This is a genomic window from Streptomyces sp. NPDC054765 (genome assembly GCF_053612065.1).
Genome location: NZ_JBSHBP010000002.1, coordinates 60,294 through 82,291, shown reverse-complemented (window position 1 = coordinate 82,291; position 21,998 = coordinate 60,294). Strand labels below are relative to the sequence as shown.

Genomic DNA, 21,998 nt, shown 5'->3' with positions numbered 1-21,998 from the left:
CGGCCGGGCGCGGCGACGGTGACCGTCGCGCTGACGACTGCGTATAGGGCGGGTGACGGCCGCGGGCCGAAGCCTGCCGAAGCGGTGAGGCGCCGCGCCGGTCGTGCCACGTCCGAGGGAGCGGTAAGGCGAGAGCCCCGGCCGCCTGAGGGCTGCCGGGGCTCCGTGTCGCTTCCGTACGGACCGCTGGTTGTTACCCTCCGAACGGTCCGCCGAAGATCCCGCCACCGCCGTTATTGCCCCCGTTGCCATTGCCGTTGCCGCCACCGATGGTGGTCAGCGTCACGGTGGTGGTCTTGGGGTCGGACGGTGTCTGCGGCTGCGGATCCTGGGTGATCACGTGGGCGTTGTCATCCTGCGGGCTGCCGCCGGCGAGCTGGATGTTGGTGAAGCCGGCCTGCTGGAGCGCCTGCTTCGCATCCTTCAGGGTCTGGCCGACCACGGACGGAACCGGTGTCTGCGCAGCCGCCTTGCCGACCGTGAGGGTCACCGTGGAGTTCGCCTTGGCCTGGGTGTTGCCCGCCGGAGACTCGTCCAGCACCTTGCCGACCTGGTTCGGATCGGTGACTTCCTGCTCATTCTTGGTGACCTGGAAGCCCAGGTCGGTCAGCTGCTTCTGGGCCGCCGGGAAGTCCTGGCCCTTGACGTCCGGGATGTTCCGCTTGGGGGACTCCTGGGCGACGGTCAGGGTGATCTCGGTGTTCTTGGCCGCCTCGCTCTGGCCCGGGGGGTCCTGCTTGGTCACGGTGCCCGGCGCGCGGTCGGACACCTCCTGGGTCTGCTTGACGTTGTCAAAGCCCTTGCGGCTGAGCTCGGCGGACGCCTTCTGGAAGGAGAGGCCCGTGACGTCCGGAACCGTGACCTTGGCGGCACCCGAACACACCGTGACGGTGACGGTGGCATTCTTGTCGATCTGCCCACCGGCCGCCGGATCCTGCTCGGTGACCTGGCCCTTCTTGACGTTGTCGCAGGACTTGCGGCCACCCTCGGCGACCTTGAAGCTGCCGTTCCGCCCGAAGTCCTTGGCTTCCCCGAGGGTCTTGCCGACGAGGTTGGGCACCGGCGTCGTGCTGCCCTTGTTGCCGTTGGTGAACATCGCCTTGCCGATGAAGATCGCACCGACCAGGACGAGGACGGCCGCCAGCACCAGCAGGATCGTCGAGGTGTTGCTCTTCTTCTGGCCGCCGCCGCGCCGCCGGTCGGACCGGTCGTCGTAACCGTAGCCCCCGTCGTCCGGGTTCATCGGCGGGAGCATGGAGGTCTGGCCGGCCGGGTCCTGCGGCCGCAGCATGGTGGTCGGCTGGTCCTGGTCGTAGCCTGCCGCGCCCATGGCGGAGGTCGCCGCGACCGGCTGGCCGTCCAGCGCCGCCTCGATGTCGGCCCGCATCTCGTCGGCTGACTGATAGCGGTAGTCCGGGTCCTTGACCAGTGCCTTCAGGACGATGGCGTCCATCTCCGGCGTGATCTCGGGGTCGAAGTTGCTCGGCTTCTGCGGCTCCTCGCGGACATGCTGATAAGCCACCGCGACCGGCGAGTCGCCGACGAACGGCGGCCGCACGGTGAGCAGCTCGTAGAGCAGACAGCCGGTGGAGTACAGGTCGGAGCGGGCGTCGACCTGCTCGCCCTTGGCCTGCTCGGGCGAGAGGTACTGCGCCGTGCCGATGACCGCCGCGGTCTGCGTCATCGTCATACCGGCATCGCCCATGGCACGGGCGATGCCGAAGTCCATGACCTTGACCTGGCCGGTGCGGGTCAGCATGACGTTGGCCGGCTTGATGTCGCGGTGGACGATGCCGGCCCGGTGGGAGTACTCCAGCGCCTGGAGGACACCGGTCGTCATCTCCAGCGACCGCTCCGGCAGCAGCTTCCTTCCGGAGTGCAGAAGCTCACGCAGGGTGGAGCCGTCGACGTACTCCATGACGATGTACGGGATCGAGACACCGTCGACGTAGTCCTCGCCGGTGTCGTAGACCGCGACGATCGACGGATGGTTCAGCGAGGCGGCCGACTGGGCCTCACGGCGGAACCGGGCCTGGAAGGACGGATCACGGGCGAGGTCCACCCGCAGCGTCTTCACAGCTACGGTGCGGCCCAGGCGGGTGTCATGCGCGAGGTACACCTCGGCCATGCCACCACGGCCGAGCACCGAGCCCAGCTCGTACCGGCCGCCGAGGCGACGCGGCTCTTCCATAAGCTTCTCCAGCCCTCTCCGTCAGTCCCGACCGCACCGGTGTGTGGTCCGGCGGTGTGCTGTCCGGGCATACCGTACCCGGCATGTCGTACCGGACCGGGCCGGAGCCGCAACCTGATACGTGACCGGTATGGGCATGACCCGGGTCACTTCTCGCCTTCGAGTACCGCCTGCATGACGCGCTTCGCGACCGGAGCTGCAAGCTTTCCGCCCGCGATGTCGTCGCGAAGAGTGTCGGATCCCTCAATGACGACCGCGACCGCGACGGGGGTGCCCTTGGCGGTCTTCGCGTAGGAAATGAACCAGGCGTACGGGTTGTCCTTGTTGTTCTCGCCGTGCTGCGCGGTACCGGTCTTGCCGCCCACTGTGACGCCGGGGATCTGGGCGCTGGTTCCCGTGCCCTCCTTGACCACGGTCTCCATGATGCTCTGGACCTTCGCCGCGTTCTCCGGGCTCAGCGGCTGGCTCATCTCCTGCGGGGTGTGCTGCTGGATCACATTGAGGTTCGGCGCGACCAGCTGGTCGACCATGTACGGCTTCATCAGCTTGCCGCCGTTGGCGACCGCCGAGGCGACCATGGCCATCTGCAGCGGCGTGGCGCGGTTGGAGGCCTGGCCGATGCCCGCCATGGCGTTCTGCGGCCGGTTGTCCTTGGGGTAGACGCTCTCCGCGGCGCGGACCGGGGTGTTGATCCCCGGGTCGTTGAAGCCGAACTTCTCCGCCTCGGCCTTCATCTTCGCGTTGCCGAGGTCCGCGCTGACCTTGCCGAACACCGTGTTGCAGGACCAGCGCAGCGCTTCCCGCAGGGTGGCGTTCTCGCAGGGGATATTGCCCTCGTTGTTCAGCGGCTGGCCCGCGGTGTCGGGGAGCGTGTAGGGCAGCGGCGAGTCGGTCTTGGAGTCGACGTCCTTGTAGAGCCCGTTCTCCAGCGCCGCCGAGGCCGTGACGACCTTGAAGGTGGAGCCGGGCGGGTAGGTCTGGCGCAGCGCCCGGTTGAGCATCGGCTCGTCGGGGTCGTTCGTCTTCTGCAGCCCGCTGTACGCCTCGGCGTCCTTGTTGCTCATCCCGGCGAAGGTGGACGGGTCGTACGACGGGGTGCTGGCCAGGGCCAGGATCGCGCCGGTCTCCGGGTTGATCGCGGCGACCGCGCCCTTCTGCTTGCCGAGGCCGTCGTAGGCGGCCTTCTGGGCCTTGGCGTCGAGGGTGGTCACCACGTTGCCGCCCTTCTGCTTGCCGCCGGTGAACATGTCGACCGTGCGGCTGAAGAAGAGCCTGTCGTCGGTGCCGCTGAGGATGCCGTCGTTGAGCTTTTCGAGCTGGTTGGCGTCGAAGGCCTGCGAGGCGTAGCCGGTGACCGGCGCCCACATCTTGCCGTTCTTGTACGTGCGCTTGTACTTGAAGTCGCCGCTGTCGGTGGTCGTGGAGCCGGTGATGGCCTTGCCGTCGACGATGATGTTGCCGCGCGGTGTGCTGTAGCGCTCGATGGCGACCCGGCGGTTGTGCGGGTCGTTCTTGAGCTGGTCGCCCTCGACGAACTGCACCCAGTTGACGCGGACCAGCAGGGCGAGGACGAGCAGGCCGCAGAAGATCGCGACCCGGCGCAGGGGCTTGTTCACGGGCGGACCACCTGGGTCATTTCGGCGTCGGTGGACGGGGCGGGAGCCGGCGCCGGGCGGCGCGCGGTGTCGCTGATCCGCAGCAGGATCGCGACCAGTGCCCAGTTGGCGATCACGGACGAGCCACCCTGGGCGAGGAACGGCATCGTCATACCCGTCAGCGGGATCAGGCCCGTCACACCACCGGCGACGACGAAGACCTGGAGCGCGAAGGCGCCGGACAGACCGATCGACAGCAGCTTGCCGAACGGGTCGCGGGCGGCCAGCGCCGTACGGATACCGCGCTCGATCAGCAGGCCGTACAGCAGCAGGATGGCCATGAGACCGGCCAGGCCGATCTCCTCGCCGACGGTGGAGAGGATGTAGTCGCTCTTCGGCGCGATACCGCCGATGAGGCGGGAGTAGCCCTGGCCCAGGCCCGATCCGAGGATGCCGCCGGAGCCGAAGGAGTACATGGCCTGGGCGGTCTCGGTGACACCGCCGTTGAGCAGCTCCAGCGGGTTGAGCCAGTTGTGGACACGGACCTGCACATGGGACTCGAAGGTGGCCACCGCGACCGCGCCGCCGGCGCTCAGCAGCAGACCGAAGACGATCCAGCTGGTGCGCTCGGTGGCGACGTACAGCATGATCACGAAGAGGCCGAAGAAGAGCAGTGACGTACCCAGGTCGGTCTCGAAGACCAGGATCATCAGGCTGAGCGCCCAGATCACCAGGATCGGACCGAGGTCACGGCCGCGCGGCAGGTACAGGCCCATGAAGCGGCGGCTGGCCAGCGCCAGCGCGTCCCGCTTCACCATCAGATAGCCCGCGAAGAAGATCGCAATGATGATCTTCGCGAACTCGCCCGGCTGCAGCGAACCGACACCGGGAATGGTGATCCAGATGCGCGCGCCGAAGCGGGCCGGGAAGAAGACCGGCGCGATCAGCAGGACCAGCGCCAGCACCATCGAGATGTACGTGTAGCGCTGCAGGACACGGTGGTCCTTGAGGAAGACCAGCACGACGAGGAAGAGCGCGATACCGAGCGTCGACCACATCAGCTGCCCCGGGGCCATCGCGCCGCCCAGCTGCGGGGTGCTGATCTGCGGCTCCTGGTCCAGCCGCCAGATGAACACCAGCCCGAGGCCGTTGAGCAGGGTGGCGATGGGCAGCATCAGCGGGTCGGCGTACGGCGCCCACTTGCGGACGACGAGATGCGCGACGCCAGCCAGCAGGCCGAGGCCCAGGCTGTAGCCCATCACACCGGCCGGTACCGAACCTTGCTTCGCCAGGCCGACGTTGATGTACGCGAACACCGGAATCAGCACCGCGAAAACGAGCATCGCGAGTTCGGTGTTGCGGCGGCTCGGGGCCCCGATGGTGCCAATGGTGGTGGTGTTGGTGGTGCTGCTCATGAGATCTACGGCCCCCTACGCCCTCACTGCTGGGTGCTGCAATTTTTTTCCAGCTTCTGCTGCTCCTCTGAGGGGGCCTGGCTGGTGGTGGGTGCGGGCTTGGGAGTCACGGTCGCCGCCAGCGTGCCGGCCGTGCCGGTGCCGCTGTCCTTGCCCGTCTTGCCGGTGGAACCGGGGTGGGCGCTCGTGCTGGGCTTGGGCGACGTACCGGGCTTGCCCGGCGTGCCCGCCTTGCCCTTGCCCGGATGGCGCGCCGCCTCACGCTCGGCGGCCTCCCGCTGCTCCTTACTACGGCAGGCATTGGCCTGCCTGTTCAATTCGGTGACCTTTTCGCCCGCCTGTGTGCGGTCGTCGACCGCGATCGTCTCCTTGACCTGGTTGCGCTGGTACAGCGGCAGGTACTTGAGTTCGATCTCGGGGTGGTCCTCGTCCACGCCATTGAGCTTGATCCACGCGAGGTCCTGGCTGATGCCCCGGTAGAGCGCGACGTGGTCGTCCTTGGCACCGACGAAGTACTGGGTCTGCGTCCAGCGGTAGCCCGCGTAGCAGCCGCCGCCCACGACGGCCAGCGCCAGCGCGATGAACAGCGACCGCTTGAGCCACCTCCCGCGTCTGCGGGGCTTGACGAAGTCCTCGTCGATGAACGCGCCGAACGAGCCCTGCGGCGGTCCGTCGATCTCCCCGTCACCGCTTCCGGGCGGCCCGAAGGCGCCACCGGGCGGGGACGGATGGCTGCCCGCCCGGCCGAGCTCGGCGGCCCGAGCGGCGGGGGTCTGCATCGTGGTCGGGTCGCTGAGCTGGTGCTGGTTCTCCGCGACGGCGCCGACGATGACCGGGGTGTCGTTGAGCTGGCCGGCCATTGTCTCGTTGCCGTCCACGTCCAGGACGTCGGCGACGATGCAGGTGATGTTGTCGGGTCCGCCACCGCGCAGCGCGAGCTGGATCAGCTCCTGCACCGTCTCGTGCGGCCCGTGGTAGCTGGCGAGGGTCTCTTCCAGCGTCTGGTGGCTGACGACTCCGGACAGTCCGTCCGAGCAGATCAGATACCGGTCGCCGGCCCGCACCTCGCGGATCGACAGATCGGGCTCGACATGATCACCGCTGCCCAGCGCCCGCATCAGCAGCGACCGCTGCGGATGGGTGGTGGCTTCCTCTTCGGTGATCCGGCCCTCGTCGACCAGCCGCTGCACCCAGGTGTGGTCCTGGGTGATCTGGGTCAGCCCGCCGTCGCGCAGCAGATACGCACGCGAGTCGCCGACGTGGACCAGGCCGAGCCGCTGCCCGGTCCACAGCAGGGCGGTCAGGGTCGTGCCCATGCCCTCCAGCTGGGGGTCCTCCTCGACCATCACCCGCAGCTGGTCATTGGCGCGTGTGACGGCCGTGCCCAGGGAGGTGAGGAGGTCGGAGCCGGGGACGTCGTCGTCGAGCTGGACGAGCGTGGAGATCACCTCGGAAGAGGCGACCTCACCGGCGGCCTGGCCGCCCATGCCGTCGGCGATGGCGAGCAGCCGTGGCCCGGCATAACCGGAGTCTTCGTTGCCCTCACGGATCATGCCCTTGTGCGATCCGGCGGCGAAGCGCAGGGACAAGCTCATGTGCACCTCACCCGTCGGCTCGGGGTACAGCCGGTCTCGTCGAGCCACACTGCCCACCCTCCGGTCGGGAGCACGCCCGGGTCCGCCGAGTGGACCGTCGCGGCTCGCTCGCTCCGCTCGCTCATTGTCGTACTACTTCCGCAGCTCGATGACGGTCTTGCCGATGCGGATCGGGGCTCCCAGGGGAATCGGTGTCGGGGTCGTCAGTCGGGTCCGGTCCAGGTACGTGCCGTTGGTGGAACCGAGATCCTCGACGATCCACTGGCCGTCACGGTCCGGGTAGATCCTGGCATGCCTGCTGGACGCATAGTCGTCGTCCAGCACGATCGTGGAGTCGTGTGCACGGCCCAGGGAGATGGTCTGGCCTTGGAGCGCGACGGTGGTGCCGGTCAGCGAACCCTCGGAGACCACCAGCTTGGTGGGCGCTCCGCGCCGCTGACGATTGTTGCCGCGGCCGCCTTCCTGGCGGCGCGGCTGTTGTTGCTGAGGCGGCGCAGCCTGACGCTGCGCACGCGCTTCCTGTCCGCCGCGCCGGGCGGCACCGCGCTGTGTGACGCGCGTGCCGAACAGATCGCTGCGGATGACCTGAACGGCCACGATGACGAACAGCCACAGTACGGCGAGGAAACCCAACCGCATGACCGTGAGGGTCAGCTCTGACATTGCCCCCGCTTCACCCTTCGGCTTGCCGGTAAACGATGGTGGTACTGCCCACGACAATCCGCGAGCCGTCGCGGAGATTAGCGCGAGTGGTGTGCTGCCCGTCCACCACGATGCCGTTCGTGGAGCCCAGATCCTGGATCATGGGGGGCGTTCCGACCCGGATCTCACAATGACGCCGGGAGACACCCGGGTCGTCGATCCGTACGTCGGCGTCGGTGCTGCGGCCCAGCACGAGAGTGGGGCGCGAGATCTGGTGGCGGGTGCCGTTGATCTCGATCCAGCGCCGTGTCTGCGCGGCGGGCTGCGGTCCTGCACCGGGCGGTGCCGTACGAGGTACGGGCTGTGCGCCGCCGGGTGGCGGGGACGAAGGCATGGGGGGCGGGCTCACATGGCCGCCGCCGGGCCGGCCACCGCGGCCCGCCGCGTCGGGCCGGTCGGCCGCCGCTCCCGGGTGTTCCTGGGATGAGCTGGAGGCGAGCGTACGACTGCGGACGCGGTACAGGCCGGTGTCGAGATCGTCGGCCTTCTCCAGATGGACCTTGATCGAGCCCATGAAGGTGTAGCGCTGCTGCTTGGCGTAGTCGCGCACCATGTTGGAGAGCTCGTCGCCGAGCTGCCCGCTGTAGGGGCTCAGCCGCTCGTAGTCGGGGGTGCTCAGCTCGACGATGAAGTCGTTGGGGACAACCGTGCGGTCGCGGTTCCAGATGGTGGCGTTGTTGTCGCACTCGCGCTGCAGCGCGCCGGCGATCTCAACGGGCTGCACCTCGGACTTGAACACCTTGGCGAAGGTGCCGTTGACGAGACCTTCGAGACGCTGCTCGAAACGCTTCAGTACTCCCACGGGGCACCTCCTTCCTCAGTCTTCGTCGGGATCGTCCTGATCGAGTCGTCCTGATACTGCTTACTGATCGTATCCACGCGTCGGGAAATCGGCTGGTTCCCCTTTCCCGCCTTGAGGACGAGTGTCGCCCCTCACAGGGTTGCCTGGTGCTTGCTTGCTCCTTGCCCACTGCTCGTGCACTGCGATCGTAGATGTGCCCCGCTGACAGTGTCCCGCAACCGCCGACCACTCCCGCCGGGCGGGGGTCGGAGTCGGGCGTGGCACGGGTGCCGGTCCTGTCCGGCCGGCACGGAGGCGGGCGGATGCTCCCGCTCCTGTCGCGGCTACCGCGAGTGTGAACCCTTTGGGCAGTGCTCGGCGAATGTCCGAGGCACGGCCGGGTGCGGCCCGGGGTTGCCGCGGGGCGGGGACCGGGGAAAACGCATGTGGGGGACCGGGGAAAAGGCATGTGAAGGCACCCCCGACAGCGTGCTAATGTTCTGGATGTCGGCAGGCGCTCGCACAAGACCCGGACAGCACAGCCCGGATCACGTGAGAGGATCAACTGGCAGCACCCATGCGCGGGTGGCGGAATAGGCAGACGCGCTGGATTCAGGTTCCAGTGCCCGAAAGGGCGTGGGGGTTCAACTCCCCCCTCGCGCACAGATGAGACCCCCGGTCTCCGGAGAAATCCGGCGGCCGGGGGTCTTTCGTTGTGTTCGTCACGTTGTTGTCCATGTCACGGGCGTGGGGTGCTCTTGCGGTGGGGGTCGGTGGGGCGTCGGTGGGGGCGGTGGGGCTCTGTTCCTGGCGGCTTCTGGGCGGGGGTGGCCGGGAGCTTTGAGGGGCTGAGGGGTACGTCACATGCGGGGCGGGGCGGGGGCCGGGGTGGCCTTGCTGGTGGCTCTGCTGCGGGATCTGTTGCTGTCCGTGGTGCGGGAGTTACGTTTCGCGGCCCTGGTGGGTCTGTGGGTTTGTGGGTCTGTGTGGCTTGTGCGGCTTGCGGCCTGCGTGTGAGTCCGTGATCTCCGTGATGTCCGTGGCCTCCGTAGTCCTCGTTCGTCCGGCCTGCTGTGCTCCTCTCGCGTCCTTTGTGCTCCCCGCGGTCGGCGTACCCCTCCGTGGGCTTCGTCGTGGTGCCGGGAGCCGGCGGAATAACCTGCTGTGCGCAACGGGGAGTTGGAGTGGCGTGGAGCACGCGAGGCGGGCGCCGCGGTGGGACGGCGCCCGCCTGGATGTGGCTGACGGGGCGTACTTGGCCGTGTGAGGTCGCGTGAGGCCGTGTCAGGCGGCACTCGCGGGGTGGGGTGCCTCAGGCGGCGAAGCGTGCGACGAGGGCCTTGGCCTTGGTCTCCGCGTCCTCGTGGGCCTTGTCGCGGGAGGCCTCGTACAGCGGGACCAGCTCGGCCATCGCCGGGTTGCTGGGAGCCATGGTCAGCTCGGGGACGATGAAGTCGACATCGAGTCCCAGTCCGCCGGAGAGCACGGCCTCCAGGTAGTTCTGGACGTACTCGAAGGGCTCGCGGGGCGTGCCCGGCGCGTACGAACCGCCGCGGCTGGCGACGACGGTGGCCGGGGTGCCCTTGGCGGACGGCTGCTCGCCCGCCGTGCGGCCCATGATGATCACCTGGTCGAGCCACGCCTTGAGCGTCGAGGGGATCGTGAAGTTGTACATCGGCGCGGCTATGACGATCGCGTCGGCCTGCTCCAGCTCCTCGGCCAGCTGCACGCGCAGCGCGAAGGCCGTCTGCTGCTCGGGGGTGTGGTCTGCCGGGTCGGAGAAGCCGGCGGAGGCGGCGATGCCGTCGAGGTGCGGCAGCGGGTCGACGGCCAGGTCGCGGTGGATCACGGTGCCGTCGGGGTGCTGCTCCTCCCATGCCTTGCGGAAGGCCGCGGTGACCGAGCGGGAGGCGGAGCCGCCCTCGGGGAAGACGGAGGAGTCGATGAGCAGAAGCGTGGCCATGGGATTGGTCCTTCGGTACGCGGCCGGGCAGTGCGCGACCACTGGTTGAATTCCGTACGTCCCTATTAATAGCACAGGAGCTTACTTTTCTGCAGTAGCCAACCTCTGGGCGGTACTCTGGCTGTATGGCGGAGCAAGGCGAGGCGATGTGCAGGCAGGTCGACGACGGCATGATGCGGGTCTTCGAGCTGTTCGGGAAGCGCTGGACGGGGCTGATCGTCGCCACGCTGATGCCGGCGCCGGTGCACTTCGCCGATCTGCGGCGGGCCATCCCCGGCATCAGTGAGCGCATGCTCTCCGACCGCCTCATGGAGCTGGCGGCGACCGGCCTGCTCGTGCGCGAGGTGGATCCGGGGCCGCCGCTGCGCGTCTCCTACCGGTTGACCGAGGCCGGTCTCGCGATGGAGCCCGCGCTCAAGGAGCTGGCGCGCTGGTCGGAGAGGTATCTCGCCGATGGCGGGCAGTGTCCGGAGCGGTTCCGGAAGTAGGGCGTAGGGGGCGGGGCCGGCTCCGGGGGCGGGGTGTGAGGAGTGAGCGGCGCGGGGCCGGGAGCCGGGTGGGGTCGGGAGTCGGGTGGGGTCGGGAGCCGGGTGGGCGCGTCAGCGCACAGGCGTCGGTGGCGCTTCGATGGTGGTCCGGTGGCGCCGGCCCGGCAGGGTTTCTCTGGTGGCTTCAGCAGCTGTTCCGTAGTTGTTCCCTGGCTGTTTCCGTGGCCGCGGGCCGGTTTCCTTATCCCAGCCGTTCTTGGGCGGCGTTGTAGCGCAGCAGATATGTGGCGAAGCGGTCGAGGTCGCCCTCGTCCCAGTCGGCCAGCCGTTCCCGGAACGCCTGGCGACGGCTGGCGGTGACGTTGGCGAGCACCTGGGCGCCCTTCTCGGTGGGGTGCAGCACCTGGACGCGGTGGTCTTCGGGGTCGACGCGGCGCTCCACGAAGCCGAGGTTCTCCAGTGCGGCGATCTGCCGGCTGACCGTGGACTTGTCCAGGAGGTAGTGCGCGGCGAGGTCCGTGGCGCGGCATCCGTGCTGGTCATCGAGGTGCGCCAGCAAGGTGTAGGAGACCAGCGACAGCTCGGGATGCATCCGGGCGGCGGTCGCGCGGGCCCGGCGGGCGAACGCGGTCATCTCCTGCTGGATCGTCTCGACGGAGTCGTCGCGGTGGGCCACGGGTTGCCTTTCGTAGAGGTAGTTGTATAGTACAACGTGGATTGAGAGTTGTATACGCCAACTAGTGGTTTTCGCTGCCAGGTCCTGTCTGCCGTCAAGGACTTGTCGTTCGCCCGTGGGGCGGGCGGGACTGCAAGGACACCCCCTGGTGGCGACAGCTGAGCCGACGAGCTGAGAAGGCCTGACCCATGAGTACGGTCCCCCGTCCCGACCACCGAAGCGAGCAACACGGCAGCCACCGTTCCGCGCGTTCCACCCACTCCGCCGGGCTGCGTCATGTCCTGACGCACCTGATCACCCCGCTGCTGATGTGCATCGGGATGGGGCTGGCGTACCTGGGTGCCTTCGCGAACCCCACGCCGCACCACCTCCCCGTCGCGGTCGTCGGATCGGGCCGGAGCGCACAGCTGCTCGCCCAGTCGATCAACGACAAGGCGAACGGTGACCTGGAGGTAAGGACCGTCGGCGACCGGTCGGCGGCGGTCGAACAGCTCAGGCACCAGGACATCTTCGGTGCGTATGTGATCCATGCGCATGGTGCGACGAAGGGGGCGGCAGGTGCGGCCGGTGCCGCGGGGGCGGGGACCGATGTCGTGGGGGCGAGGACCGATGTCGTGGGCGCGGCGGCGGGTGCGGCGAAGCCGGCGCCCGAGCTGCTGGTGGCGACCGCCGGTTCCGACACCAACGCCTCCGTCGTGCAGAAGGTCTTCACCCCGATTGCGGCACAACAGGGCGCCCCGCTGAAGGTCACGGACGTGGCGCCGACCGCCGACGACGACCCGACCGGGCAGGGCATCTTCTTCCTGCTGGTCGCGATCAGTATTGGCTCGTACGCCTCGGTCGCGGTGATCGGCGGTGCCGGTGCCGTGCTGCCGATCCGGTGGCGGGCGGCGCTGGCGATCGGCACGTCTTTCGTCGTCGGCCTCATCGGGACGGCGTTCGCCGGTCCGGTCTTCCGTCTCGTCGACCATGGTCTCAGGGGTCTGTGGGGCATGGCCTGGCTCTACTCCGCCGGCATTCTGCTGATCGGCACCGGCCTGCACACCTTCCTCAAGCGCTGGACCACGCTCGGCGTGATGGCCCTCTTCGTGATGCTCAACTTCACCTCTTCCGGCGGGATCTTCCGCCCCGAGATGCAGAACGGATTCTTCGCGGCGCTGCACTCCTTCTGGAACGGCGCGGGCTTCGTGGAGGGCACCCGCAGCCACGTCTATTTCGGCGACTACGGCCTGTCGGGGCATGTCTGGACGTTGGTGTGGTGGCTGGTCGCCGGCCTGCTGATGGTCGGTGTGGCGGCGTCGGCGGAGAAGCGGCGGCGTGCCGCGGAGGCGGAGGCTGCGGCCCATGCCACGGCGGTGGCGGCGGCTGCCGTGGCGGCGACGGTGCCGGAACCGACGCCGAGGCGGGGGAGCCGGGCGGTGCGGCCGGCCCGGGGAGCGGGGCCGGAAGCGCGCGATGGGGCTGCGGGGGCGGACGTGGAGATGGAGGCCATGGAGGCCATGGAGATGGAGGTGGAGATGGAGGTGGAGATGGAGGAGGCCGTGGGCGTTTAGCGGTCGGTGCGGGTCGGTGCGGGTCGGTGCGGGTCGGTGCGGGTCGGTGCGGGCGGGCTGGTTCGGGCTGGTGCGGGCCGGAGTTGTGGTCGGCGACGGGTTCGGAGATCCGGTCCGAAGAGTTATCCACAGGCTCTGCGGGCTGTGCAGAGATCTCGGTAACGTCATTGCCGTCGGCGGGCCGAGAGCGCCCGGCGGCCGGTGAATGCAGCGAACAGGGACATAAGAGCGCAGGTCGTGAAGGGGGAGGTGGCCCGCTATGCCGCGTGTGCCGTACGTACCGGGGTTTGCGAAGGCGGATGCGCAGGGGCCGTCGCCCAAGGCCGTCGGGCGGGCGTTGCGAGAGCGCGTTCCGCGTGCTGAGCAGGCCGCACTGTCCATCGCGGCCGGGCGGCCGGATGCGGTGGCGGCGGTCGAGGAGTCCAACACCGGCCGGCTGCCCGAACTGACGCCGATACGGGTCGGCCGGATGGCCGCGAGCCCCTTCGCTTTCCTGCGCGGCTCCGCGGGCTTGATGGCGTATGACCTCACGGCCGGTCCCGTGACCGGCATCGGCACGCAGATCTGCGGAGATGCCCACGCCGCCAACTTCGGACTCTACGGCGACGCCCGTGGCCAACTCGTCATCGATCTCAACGACTTCGACGAGACCCTGTACGGGCCGTGGGAGTGGGACGTGAAGCGGCTCGCGACGTCGATGGTGCTGGCAGGCCGGGAGGCGGGCGTCGGCGAGGACGACTGCCGCAAGGCGGCGCAGGACGCGGCGGGCGCGTACCGGCACACGGTGCGGCTGCTGGCGAAGCTGGCGGCGACCGAGGCGTGGAACGCGATCGCGGACGAGGCGCTGGTCTCGCATGCCGACGCCAAGGATCTCGTGGGGACGCTGGAGCGGGTGGCGAAAAAGGCCCGCAAGAACACCAGCGCGCGGTTCGCGGCGAAGGCGACGGAGGAGACGCCGGACGGCGGCTGCCGGTTCGTGGACGCTCGGCCGGTGCTGCGGCGGGTGCCGGACGCGGAGGCCGCGGCCGTGGCCGCATCCCTCACCGGCTATCTGGAGACGCTCCCCGAGGATCTGCTGCCCCTGATGGCCCGGCACGCGGTACACGACGTGGCCTTCCGGGTGGTCGGCACGGGCAGCGTGGGTCTGCGGTCGTATGTGGTGCTGCTGTTGGACCACCAGGGCGAGCCGCTTGTTCTGCAGGTGAAGGAGGCGCGTGGCTCGGTGCTGACGCCGTTCGTGGCGAAGGCGGGCTTCCCGGTGCAGCCGGTGGTGCACGAGGGGCGCCGGGTGGTGCTCGGACAGCGTCGGATGCAGGTGGTCAGCGACATGTTGCTGGGCTGGACCACGGTGCAGGACGTGGCGTCGCCGGGCGATGGGGCGGTTGTGGCGGACGGAGGGCGGGAGGGAATCGCCTTCCAGGTACGCCAGTTCAGAAACCGCAAGGGCAGTGTGGACCCGGCGCAGCTGTCCGGCGACCAGATGGACGATTACGCCCGCATGACCGGTGCGCTCCTGGCCCGAGCCCATGCGCACAGCGCCGACCCGCGCCTGCTGGCCGGATACTGCGGCAAGAACGAGGAACTGGACGAGGCCATTGCGGACTTCGCGGTCTCCTACGCGGACCGCACGGAAGCGGACCATGCGGAGTTGGCCGAGGCGGTGAAGAACGGGCGGATAGCGGCGGAGCTGGGCGTGTGAGCGCGGCGGAGCCGTGGGTGTGAGGACGACGGGGCCGTGGGTGTGGGCGTGGCGGAGTCGTGGGTGTGAGGGCGACGGGGCCGTGGGTGTGAGCGCGGCGGAGCCGTGGGTGTGAGGACGACGGGGGCGCGGGGGTGGGCGTGGCGGAGTCGTGGGTGCGAGCGTGGCGGAGGGTTTGGCACGCGGGAGGAGGAGCTCGGGCGCCCGGCCGGGCGCCCCGGCACGAAGCGACCGAATGGTCGTGGAGGGCTGGGCCCGGCATGGGCCGTACGCTGACCGGGTGACGAACTCGCACGCGGAGAACACACAGGACGGTCAGCACCGACCGGACGTACCGGGCACCCCGGACGCCCCGGCCGACCCGCAGGCACCGGACGCCCGCGGCGGCGGTCAGGGCGCCCGGCGCGGGCACGACGGTGGCCCGGAGGACCGGACCGAGAGCCCTCGGGGGGCGGGAGCCGAGCCGGCGGCTCAGGGCGATTCGCCCACGGGCCAGGCCGGCGCAGGCACCGGGCCGGACGGCGCGCCGGATGAGCAGGCGGCTCAGGACGCGGCTCAGGACGCGGCGACCCGGCGGCTGGCGAAGGCGGTCCTGGCCGCGGAGCAGGCGCTGATCGAGTTCGAGATCGCGGTGGAGACGTTCCGGGTGGAGGTGGAGAACTTCTCCCGCCTGCACCACCAGCGGCTCGGCCCCATGTACGCGCGGCTGGACGAGCTCGATGCGCAGATCGCCGAGGCCGTGGCGGCACGCACCGGCGCTCCCGAGGACATTCGCAAGGCCCAGGAGGCACGGGCGTCGGTGCTGCCGATGCCGGAAGTCGAGGAGCTGTTCCACGGCTGGATCGGCTCGGACGGGCTGTTTCCGGAGGCGCAGTCGATGCTCACCGAGCAGCCGGTGCAGCCGCCGCAGAAGGTGCGGCCCAGCGACGAGGCCCGCAAGGTCTACCGCGATCTGGTGCGCAAGGCCCATCCGGACCTGGCGCGGGACGATGCCGAGCGGGCGCGGCGGGACACGTTCATCGCGCGGGTCAACACGGCGTACGGCCAGGGTGACGTGGCGGTGCTGCGGGAGCTGGCGCGGGAGTGGGAGGCGGGGCCCGTGCCGGCCGAGGAGCGGCTCAGCGAGAGCGAGGAGCTCTACGCCCGGCTGGAGTGGCTGGCCGAGCGCAAGGAGTTGCTGGCCGCCATGGCCTTCGAGCTGGAGGAGAGCGCGATCGGCGCGATGATCAAGATGGCGCCGGAGGACCCGGACGCGCTCCTGGAGGAGATCGCCGAGAAGCTGCTCGCCGATGTTGCGGAACGCGAGACGTACCTCACCCAGCTGGTCGGGTAGCGTCGGGACCATGCAATTTGGTTCTGTGCCCACGGTCGGTGTCGACGCGCTCACGTCGGAGAACTTCCTCCTGGATGTGCGTGAGGACGACGAGTGGGAGGCGGGGCACGCCGAGGGTGCGCTGCACATCCCGATGAGCGAATTCGTCGCCCGCTACGGCGAGTTGACCGAGGCGGCCCCCGAGGGCGGCAAGGTATACGTGCTGTGCCGCGTCGGTGGGCGCTCGGCGCAGGTGGCGCAGTATCTGGTCCAGCAGGGCATCGACGCGGTGAATGTCGAGGGCGGCATGCAGGCCTGGGAGGCCGCCGGCCGTCCCGTATCGGATGGTAAGGGTGGCCCCGGCGCGGTTGTCTAGCCGGCAGCGGCGCAGCCCGGCGGCTTGATTGCGTGTCCTCGGTGCCGGAAGGCTGCCGAATGGCCGGCCGAAGGCATCGGGGGCTTTCCGAAGGCCTCGGGGCCCGTCGGTGAGCCCTGGCCGCGGTTCATCGTGCGTCCGTGCCTTCGTCCGTCGCCGGGCGTGGTGCAAGGCGCCCGGCGGTCGTCAGGTGTGTTGTGCCCCTGGCCCGTCGCTGGACGGGGTGCAAGGCGCCCGAGGGGTGTCAGGTGTCCGTGCTCTCGCCCCTCCCCGGACGGGGCGTACCGTCATCGACGGTCGTCGGCGTCTCGGACGGTTCACCCAGGTCCGTCGGGTGTTCGGCGGAAGCCCCGCATCGGACGATCTACCGTCTACCGTCTACCGTGACAGCCGGCAGGGGCGGGGCGCTGTCGGCTGCCGGGCTGTACCCAGGGTGCCCGGCGCCTGCGGAGTCCGGCGCGACTGAGGAGTGCCGCAGGCCGCCAGGCCCGGTCGAGGGCCGGTGGCCGGGACGTGCAGTGCGGTCGTCGGTCGGCCCCTGGGCCGTGGTGCCGTGGTGCCGCGGTAGTGGATGCCCGCTCAGGCTTCCGCCTGCTTTTTCTCAGCCCAGCGGATGTGCCGCGAGCAGATCGCCGAGAGCCTCCTCGTGGGCGGCGGCGGGGCCCAGGGAGAGTTCCAGCTGTTTGGCCCAGGCGTGGTAGCGGTGCAGCGAGTAGTCGGTGTCGGCGCCGAAGCCGCCGTGCAGATGCTGGGCGGTCTGGACGACGCGGCGTACGCCGTCGGAGGCCCAGATCTTGGCGACCGCGACATCCCCGGCGGGCGGTAGCGGGCCGGTGGCGTCCGTGGTGATGCGCCAGGCGGCCTGCCAGAGTGTGGCCTCCATGGCGCGCAGGTCGATGAAGCGGTCGGCGGCCTGGACGGCGACGGCCTGGAAGGTCGCCACCGGGAACCCGAACTGTTCGCGCTTGCTGGTGTAGTCGCTGGTCATGGCGAGGACGCGTTCGCCGAGGCCCAGTGCGAGTGCGCAGGTGCCGGTGGTCAGGACATGGCGCAGCGACTCCCAGGCGGCTGGGTCGGTGATCGTTTCCTGGGTGCCGAGGCGGACGGCATCGAGCCGGACCTCGGCATGGCGCTCCCCGCTGGTGGATATCTGGTCGTCGAGCGTGACGCCCGGGTGGGTACGGGGGACGAGGGCGAGGACGGCGTGGCCTTCGGGGGTGTGGGCGGGGAGCAGGATCCGGTCCGCGGACTGGGCCCAGGGGACCGCGGTCTGGGACCCGTCGAGGATCCAGCCGGCGCCGTCTTGGCGGGCCTCCACGGCGAGTTCGGCCGGTTCATGCCCGGTGCGGCCGCCGGTGGCGACGGTCACGACGAGGTCCCCGGTGGCGATCCGGGGGAGCACTTCCGCACACAGCTCGTCAGTCGCGTAGCGCTGGAGGGCGAGTGCGGCGGCGCCGGATTCCAGCAGCGGCACCCGCGCCAGCACCTTGGCCGACTCGCGGAGCACCAGGCAGAGCGCGATCGGGTCCAGGCCCGCGCCGCCGTGCTCGGGCGCGATCGTCAGGCTCAGCAGATCGGCGTCGGCGAGCTTGCGCCATAGGGCGCGGTCGAAGTCGTCGGCGACCGCACCCGGGGTGAGTGCCGGGCTGGGCACGCTGTCCGGAGCGACCCCGGAGAAGACGGCCCGCGCCGCTTCGGCGGCGGCCTGCTGCTCCTCGGTGAAGGTGAAGTCCATTGCTCTGTCCTCCCGCGCGGGCCTGGATCTGACAAAGCGTCAAGGTAGAACAGGTTGCAGGAATTGGGAATGGCGGAAACCGCGGAAGGGGAGGGAGCTGGGGTGGGTTGGGGTGAGGTGGGCTGAGGTGTGGAGTCTGCCGGGCAGCCGGGCAGCCGGGCAGCCGGGCAGCCGGGCAGCAGTCGGCCGTCCGAGGTCCCGGTGGGGGCCCCGGGCGGCGACTGAGGTGCGATGCCGGTGCCCCGGCTCGTTGGGCCGCGGATCCGGATCGTTCAGCGGTCGAAGTCCAGCTCGACCTGCTCCGTGACCGGGTGGGACTGGCAGGCAAGGACGTACCCCGCATCGACCTCGTCGGACTCCAGGGCGAAGTTGCGGTCCATACGGATATCGCCGGAGACCAGGAAGGCGCGGCAGGTGCCGCAGACGCCGCCCTTGCAGGCGTACGGGGCGTCCGCGCGGTTGCGCAGGACCGCTTCGAGCAGCGATTCGCCGTCGTGGACCGGCCAGGTGCCGGAGCGGCCGTCGAGGGTGGCGGTCACGCTGCTGTGCGCGGGAGTGGAGGCGGCGGGGGCGGTCGGGGTGCCGTTGTCGACGTGGAAGATTTCCTCGTGGATGCGGGTGCGGGGCACGGCGAGGGCGCGCAGTGCGCGTTCGGCGCCCTGGACCAGGCCGTAGGGGCCGCAGAGATACCAGCCGTCGACGGAGTCGATCTTCAGCAGCGCGGGCAGGAGGGAGCGCAGCCGGGTCTCGTCCAGGCGGCCGGAGGGCAGGCCGGCCTGCTGTTCCTCGCGGGAGAGGGCGTGGATGAGCTGGAAGCGCCGGGGGTAGCGGTCCTTGAGGTCGGCCACCTCCTCCAGAAACATCGTCGATGCCGCCGTGCGGTCGCTGCGGATGAGACAGAAGCGGGCCTCCGGCTGCCGGTCGAGCAGGGTGGAGGCGATGGACAGCACGGGGGTGATGCCGCTGCCGCCGACGATCCCGACGAAATGGCCGGGGCGCGGTTCCAGCGTGAACCGGCCGGCCGGGGCCATGACGTCCACCGTGTCGCCGACGGTCAGTTCCTTGAGCGCGTAGGTCGAGAAGGCGCCGTCCTCGACGAGGCGGATGCCCACGCGCAACACAGGCTGGTCGGTGGCCGGGGTGCAGATGGAGTACGTACGGCGGATCTCCTGGCCGTCGACCGATCTGCGCAGCGCGATGTGCTGTCCCGGGGTGTGCCGGAAGGTCGTGCGCAGCTCGGGCGGGACCGCGAAGGTGACGGCCACCGCGTCGTCCGTGAGCCGCTCGATCTCCCGGACCTGGAGCGGGTGGAACATCACAACTCCTTGAAGTGGTCGAAGGGTTCGCGGCAGGACTCACAGCGGCGCAGTGCCTTGCAGGCCGTGGAGGAGAACCGGCTCAGCAGGGTGGTGTCGGTCGATCCGCAGTGCGGGCAGCGGATGGTCAGGCCGACGGTGACCGGCCCGCCGGCCGGGCCCGTCGGGCGTGGGGGTGCGATGCCGAATTCGGCGAGCTTGCGGCGGCCCTCGGCGGTGATCGCGTCCGTGGTCCACGGCGGGCTGAGGACCGTATGGACCTCGACATCGGGTATGCCGTGGTCGTGCAGCACCCGCTCGATGTCGGCCGCCATCGCCTCGATGGCGGGGCAGCCGGTGTAGGTGGGGGTGAGCCGCACCTCGACCCGGCCGGGGGCCGTGAGCTGCACCCCGCGCAGCACGCCCAGTTCGGCGAGGGTGAGCACCGGCAGCTCGGGGTCGGGAACGGAGCCGGCCAGTGCCAGCAGTTCCTCTTCGAGGGCCGTGGTGGTCACCATGTCGCCCCCGGGTGGCTGCGGTGGAGGTGCTGCATCTCGGCAAGCAGCCGTCCGAACGATTCGGTGTGCAGACCCTGGCGGCCCGCGCCGGCCGTCCAGGCGCCGTGCCGGGGGCCTTCGGGGACCATGAGGGCGGCTTGCTCCAGGGTGGCGGCCACGCGTGTGGTCCAGCTGTCGTGCAGGGCTGACCAGGGCACCGTTTCCAGTCCCTCCACCGGCTCGAACAGCTCGTCGGTGAAGCGCCAGAGGGCATCGAGGGCGCGCTGCATCCGGCTGTGGCTCTCGTCGGTGCCGTCGCCCAGGCGCAGCGTCCACTGATGGGCGTGGTCGCGGTGGTAGGCGACCTCCTTGACGGCCTTGCCGGCCAGTGGTGCCAACTCGCCTTCGGTTGCGGCGAGATGCTCGAACAGCAGCTCCTGGTAGGTGGAGAAGTAGAGCTGGCGGGCGATGGTGTGGGCGAAGTCGCCGTTGGGCTGCTCGACGAGCTGGAGATTGCGGAACTGCCGCTCCTCGCGCAGATAGGCCAGTTGGTCCTCATCACCGGCCAGGGAGAGCAGCACGCGGGCCTGACCGAGCAGGTCCAGCGCGATATTGGCCAGCGCTACCTCCTCCTCCAGGACCGGGGCGTGGCCGGCCCACTCGCCCAGGCGGTGGGAGAGGATCAGCGCGTCGTCCCCGAGGGGCAGGGCCGGGGTGGCGGTGACGTTCATCAAAGGTGATGCACCCCGTCCGGGATCTCGTAGAAGGTCGGGTGGCGGTAGGGCTTGTCGCCGGCCGGCTCGAAGAAGGCGTCCTTCTCGTCCGGCGAGGAGGCGGTGATCTGTGCGGAGGGCACCACCCAGAGGGAGACGCCTTCCGAACGGCGGGTGTAGAGGTCGCGTGCGTTGCGCAGCGCCATCTCGGCATCCGGCGCATGCAGGCTGCCGGCGTGGGTGTGCGAGAGGCCGCGGCGGCTGCGGACGAAGACCTCCCACAGCGGCCAGTCGGCGGTCCGGGCGGCCGTCCCTGCGGGGGCCTCGGGGGTTTCGGCGGGGCGTGGTGTCGTCATCGGGTGGCCTTCCCGTGCTTGGCCGCGTGTGCGGCGGCTGCTTCGCGCACCCAGGCGCCTTCCTCGTGAGCCTGACGGCGGCGGCTGATCCGCTGTTCGTTGCAGGGGCCGTTGCCCTTGAGGACCTCGCGGAACTCGGCCCAGTCGATCGGGCCGAAGTCCCAGTGGCCGCGCTCGTCGTTCCACGTCAGGTCCGGGTCGGGGAGCGTGAGCCCGAGGGACTCGGCCTGGGGGACGCAGATGTCCACGAAGCGCTGGCGCAGCTCGTCGTTGGAGTGCCGCTTGATCTTCCAGGCCATGGACTGCGCGGAGTGCGACGACTCGTCGTCCGGCGGGCCGAACATCATCAGCGACGGCCACCACCAGCGGTTCACCGCGTCCTGCGCCATGGCGTGCTGTGCTTCGGTGCCACGGCTGAGGGCCAGCAGGAGTTCGTAGCCCTGTCGCTGGTGGAAGGACTCCTCCTTGCAGATGCGGACCATCGCGCGGGCGTAGGGGCCGTACGAACACCGGCACAGCGGGACCTGGTTGGTGATCGCCGCACCGTCCACCAGCCAGCCGACCGCTCCGACATCGGCCCAGGTCAGGGTGGGGTAGTTGAAGATCGAGGAGTACTTCTGGCGGCCGGAGTGCAGCTTGTCGAGCAGTTCGTCGCGGCCGGTGCCCAGGGTCTCGGCGGCGCTGTAGAGATAGAGGCCGTGGCCGGCTTCGTCCTGCACCTTCGCCATCAGGATCGCCTTGCGGCGCAGGGACGGCGCCCGGGTGATCCAGTTGGCCTCCGGCTGCATGCCGATGATCTCGGAGTGGGCGTGCTGCGCAATCTGCCGCACGAGCGTCGAGCGGTAGGCGTCCGGCATCCAGTCCCGCGGCTCGATGCGCTCGTCCGCGGCCACGGTGGCGTCGAATACGGCCTCACGGGCCGTCTCCTCCGGCGCGATCGTCGTCATGTGGTGCCCCCTCGCTCCCGACCGACCGATCGTTCGGTTCAATGGTGAGTGGGCGGGCCGCGGGTGTCAAGCCTGTGGATAACCGGGGAAGGGTGTGCCCGGTGCGGCT

The 21,998-nt window shown here is 69.9% G+C and carries 19 protein-coding genes and 1 tRNA gene; 6 read left to right on the top strand and 14 right to left on the bottom strand.

Annotated elements, in window-relative coordinates:
- Positions 1 to 193: 193 nt before the first annotated feature.
- From pknB to ACWGJY_RS01910, 6 genes are all read right to left on the bottom strand, one after another.
- Positions 194 to 2,191, bottom strand: coding sequence for a Stk1 family PASTA domain-containing Ser/Thr kinase (gene pknB, locus ACWGJY_RS01935; protein WP_453258850.1), 1,998 nt, complete (start codon positions 2,189 to 2,191; stop codon positions 194 to 196).
- Positions 2,192 to 2,337: 146 nt separating this feature from the next.
- A complete protein-coding gene (locus tag ACWGJY_RS01930) occupies positions 2,338 to 3,807 on the bottom strand; it encodes a peptidoglycan D,D-transpeptidase FtsI family protein (RefSeq protein WP_453258849.1) in 1,470 nt (489 codons plus the stop codon).
- Entirely contained in the window at positions 3,804 to 5,201 is a 1,398-nt protein-coding gene (locus ACWGJY_RS01925; protein ID WP_453258848.1) for an FtsW/RodA/SpoVE family cell cycle protein, read from the bottom strand. Before ACWGJY_RS01925 ends, ACWGJY_RS01930 begins: the two co-directional genes overlap by 4 nt.
- Before the next feature lie 23 nt (positions 5,202 to 5,224).
- The gene (locus tag ACWGJY_RS01920) at positions 5,225 to 6,796 is read right to left on the bottom strand and encodes a PP2C family protein-serine/threonine phosphatase (protein WP_453258847.1); all 1,572 of its coding nucleotides are present in this window, start codon (positions 6,794 to 6,796) and stop codon (positions 5,225 to 5,227) included.
- Positions 6,797 to 6,928: 132 nt separating this feature from the next.
- Positions 6,929 to 7,459, bottom strand: coding sequence for an FHA domain-containing protein FhaB/FipA (locus ACWGJY_RS01915; protein ID WP_453258846.1), 531 nt, complete (start codon positions 7,457 to 7,459; stop codon positions 6,929 to 6,931).
- A 10-nt stretch (positions 7,460 to 7,469) separates the two neighbouring features.
- On the bottom strand, positions 7,470 to 8,300 hold the full coding sequence (locus ACWGJY_RS01910) for an FhaA domain-containing protein (RefSeq protein ID WP_453258845.1): 831 nt from the start codon (positions 8,298 to 8,300) through the stop codon (positions 7,470 to 7,472).
- A 558-nt stretch (positions 8,301 to 8,858) separates the two neighbouring features.
- Here ACWGJY_RS01910 and ACWGJY_RS01905 point away from each other — a divergent pair.
- Positions 8,859 to 8,942, top strand: a tRNA-Leu gene (locus ACWGJY_RS01905).
- 649 nt (positions 8,943 to 9,591) lie between these two features.
- Here the strand turns inward: ACWGJY_RS01905 and ACWGJY_RS01900 are convergent.
- On the bottom strand, positions 9,592 to 10,242 hold the full coding sequence (locus tag ACWGJY_RS01900) for an FMN-dependent NADH-azoreductase (protein WP_453258844.1): 651 nt from the start codon (positions 10,240 to 10,242) through the stop codon (positions 9,592 to 9,594).
- A 125-nt stretch (positions 10,243 to 10,367) separates the two neighbouring features.
- Here ACWGJY_RS01900 and ACWGJY_RS01895 point away from each other — a divergent pair, with 125 nt between their 5' ends.
- The gene (locus ACWGJY_RS01895; protein ID WP_453258843.1) at positions 10,368 to 10,730 is read left to right on the top strand and encodes a winged helix-turn-helix transcriptional regulator; all 363 of its coding nucleotides are present in this window, start codon (positions 10,368 to 10,370) and stop codon (positions 10,728 to 10,730) included.
- A 241-nt stretch (positions 10,731 to 10,971) separates the two neighbouring features.
- Here the strand turns inward: ACWGJY_RS01895 and ACWGJY_RS01890 are convergent, their stop codons facing one another.
- Positions 10,972 to 11,406 (bottom strand): MarR family winged helix-turn-helix transcriptional regulator, encoded by a 435-nt coding sequence (locus tag ACWGJY_RS01890; RefSeq protein ID WP_453258842.1) that lies wholly within the window; start codon positions 11,404 to 11,406, stop codon positions 10,972 to 10,974.
- A 188-nt stretch (positions 11,407 to 11,594) separates the two neighbouring features.
- Between ACWGJY_RS01890 and ACWGJY_RS01885 the strand changes: the two genes are divergently transcribed.
- The 4 genes from ACWGJY_RS01885 to ACWGJY_RS01870 all read left to right on the top strand — a co-directional run bounded on the left by ACWGJY_RS01885 (position 11,595) and on the right by ACWGJY_RS01870 (position 16,346).
- Positions 11,595 to 12,959, top strand: a complete 1,365-nt coding sequence (locus tag ACWGJY_RS01885) for an ABC transporter permease (protein ID WP_453258841.1) — start codon at positions 11,595 to 11,597, stop codon at positions 12,957 to 12,959.
- Between the two features lie 259 nt (positions 12,960 to 13,218).
- Positions 13,219 to 14,658 (top strand): DUF2252 domain-containing protein, encoded by a 1,440-nt coding sequence (locus tag ACWGJY_RS01880; RefSeq protein ID WP_453258840.1) that lies wholly within the window; start codon positions 13,219 to 13,221, stop codon positions 14,656 to 14,658.
- Positions 14,659 to 14,938: 280 nt separating this feature from the next.
- On the top strand, positions 14,939 to 15,991 hold the full coding sequence (locus tag ACWGJY_RS01875) for a J domain-containing protein (protein ID WP_453258839.1): 1,053 nt from the start codon (positions 14,939 to 14,941) through the stop codon (positions 15,989 to 15,991).
- 10 nt (positions 15,992 to 16,001) lie between these two features.
- Entirely contained in the window at positions 16,002 to 16,346 is a 345-nt protein-coding gene (locus ACWGJY_RS01870; RefSeq protein ID WP_453258838.1) for a rhodanese-like domain-containing protein, read from the top strand.
- Between the two features lie 601 nt (positions 16,347 to 16,947).
- On the opposite strand, the gene ACWGJY_RS01865 is transcribed toward ACWGJY_RS01870, so the two are convergent.
- The 6 genes from ACWGJY_RS01865 to paaA form a co-directional block, all read right to left on the bottom strand.
- Positions 16,948 to 18,081, bottom strand: coding sequence for an acyl-CoA dehydrogenase family protein (locus ACWGJY_RS01865; protein ID WP_453258837.1), 1,134 nt, complete (start codon positions 18,079 to 18,081; stop codon positions 16,948 to 16,950).
- Positions 18,082 to 18,353: 272 nt separating this feature from the next.
- Positions 18,354 to 19,397 (bottom strand): 2Fe-2S iron-sulfur cluster-binding protein, encoded by a 1,044-nt coding sequence (locus tag ACWGJY_RS01860; RefSeq protein WP_453258836.1) that lies wholly within the window; start codon positions 19,395 to 19,397, stop codon positions 18,354 to 18,356.
- Positions 19,397 to 19,894: a 1,2-phenylacetyl-CoA epoxidase subunit PaaD gene (paaD, locus tag ACWGJY_RS01855; RefSeq protein ID WP_453258835.1), complete on the bottom strand. Its 498-nt coding sequence runs from the start codon at positions 19,892 to 19,894 to the stop codon at positions 19,397 to 19,399. Before paaD ends, ACWGJY_RS01860 begins: the two co-directional genes overlap by 1 nt.
- Positions 19,888 to 20,604 (bottom strand): 1,2-phenylacetyl-CoA epoxidase subunit PaaC, encoded by a 717-nt coding sequence (paaC, locus tag ACWGJY_RS01850; RefSeq protein ID WP_453258834.1) that lies wholly within the window; start codon positions 20,602 to 20,604, stop codon positions 19,888 to 19,890. The genes paaD and paaC overlap by 7 nt, the downstream gene beginning before the upstream one ends.
- A complete protein-coding gene (paaB, locus tag ACWGJY_RS01845) occupies positions 20,604 to 20,942 on the bottom strand; it encodes a 1,2-phenylacetyl-CoA epoxidase subunit PaaB (RefSeq protein ID WP_453258833.1) in 339 nt (112 codons plus the stop codon). Before paaB ends, paaC begins: the two co-directional genes overlap by 1 nt.
- On the bottom strand, positions 20,939 to 21,889 hold the full coding sequence (gene paaA / locus ACWGJY_RS01840; RefSeq protein WP_453258832.1) for a 1,2-phenylacetyl-CoA epoxidase subunit PaaA: 951 nt from the start codon (positions 21,887 to 21,889) through the stop codon (positions 20,939 to 20,941). Before paaA ends, paaB begins: the two co-directional genes overlap by 4 nt.
- Positions 21,890 to 21,998 lie beyond the last annotated feature (109 nt).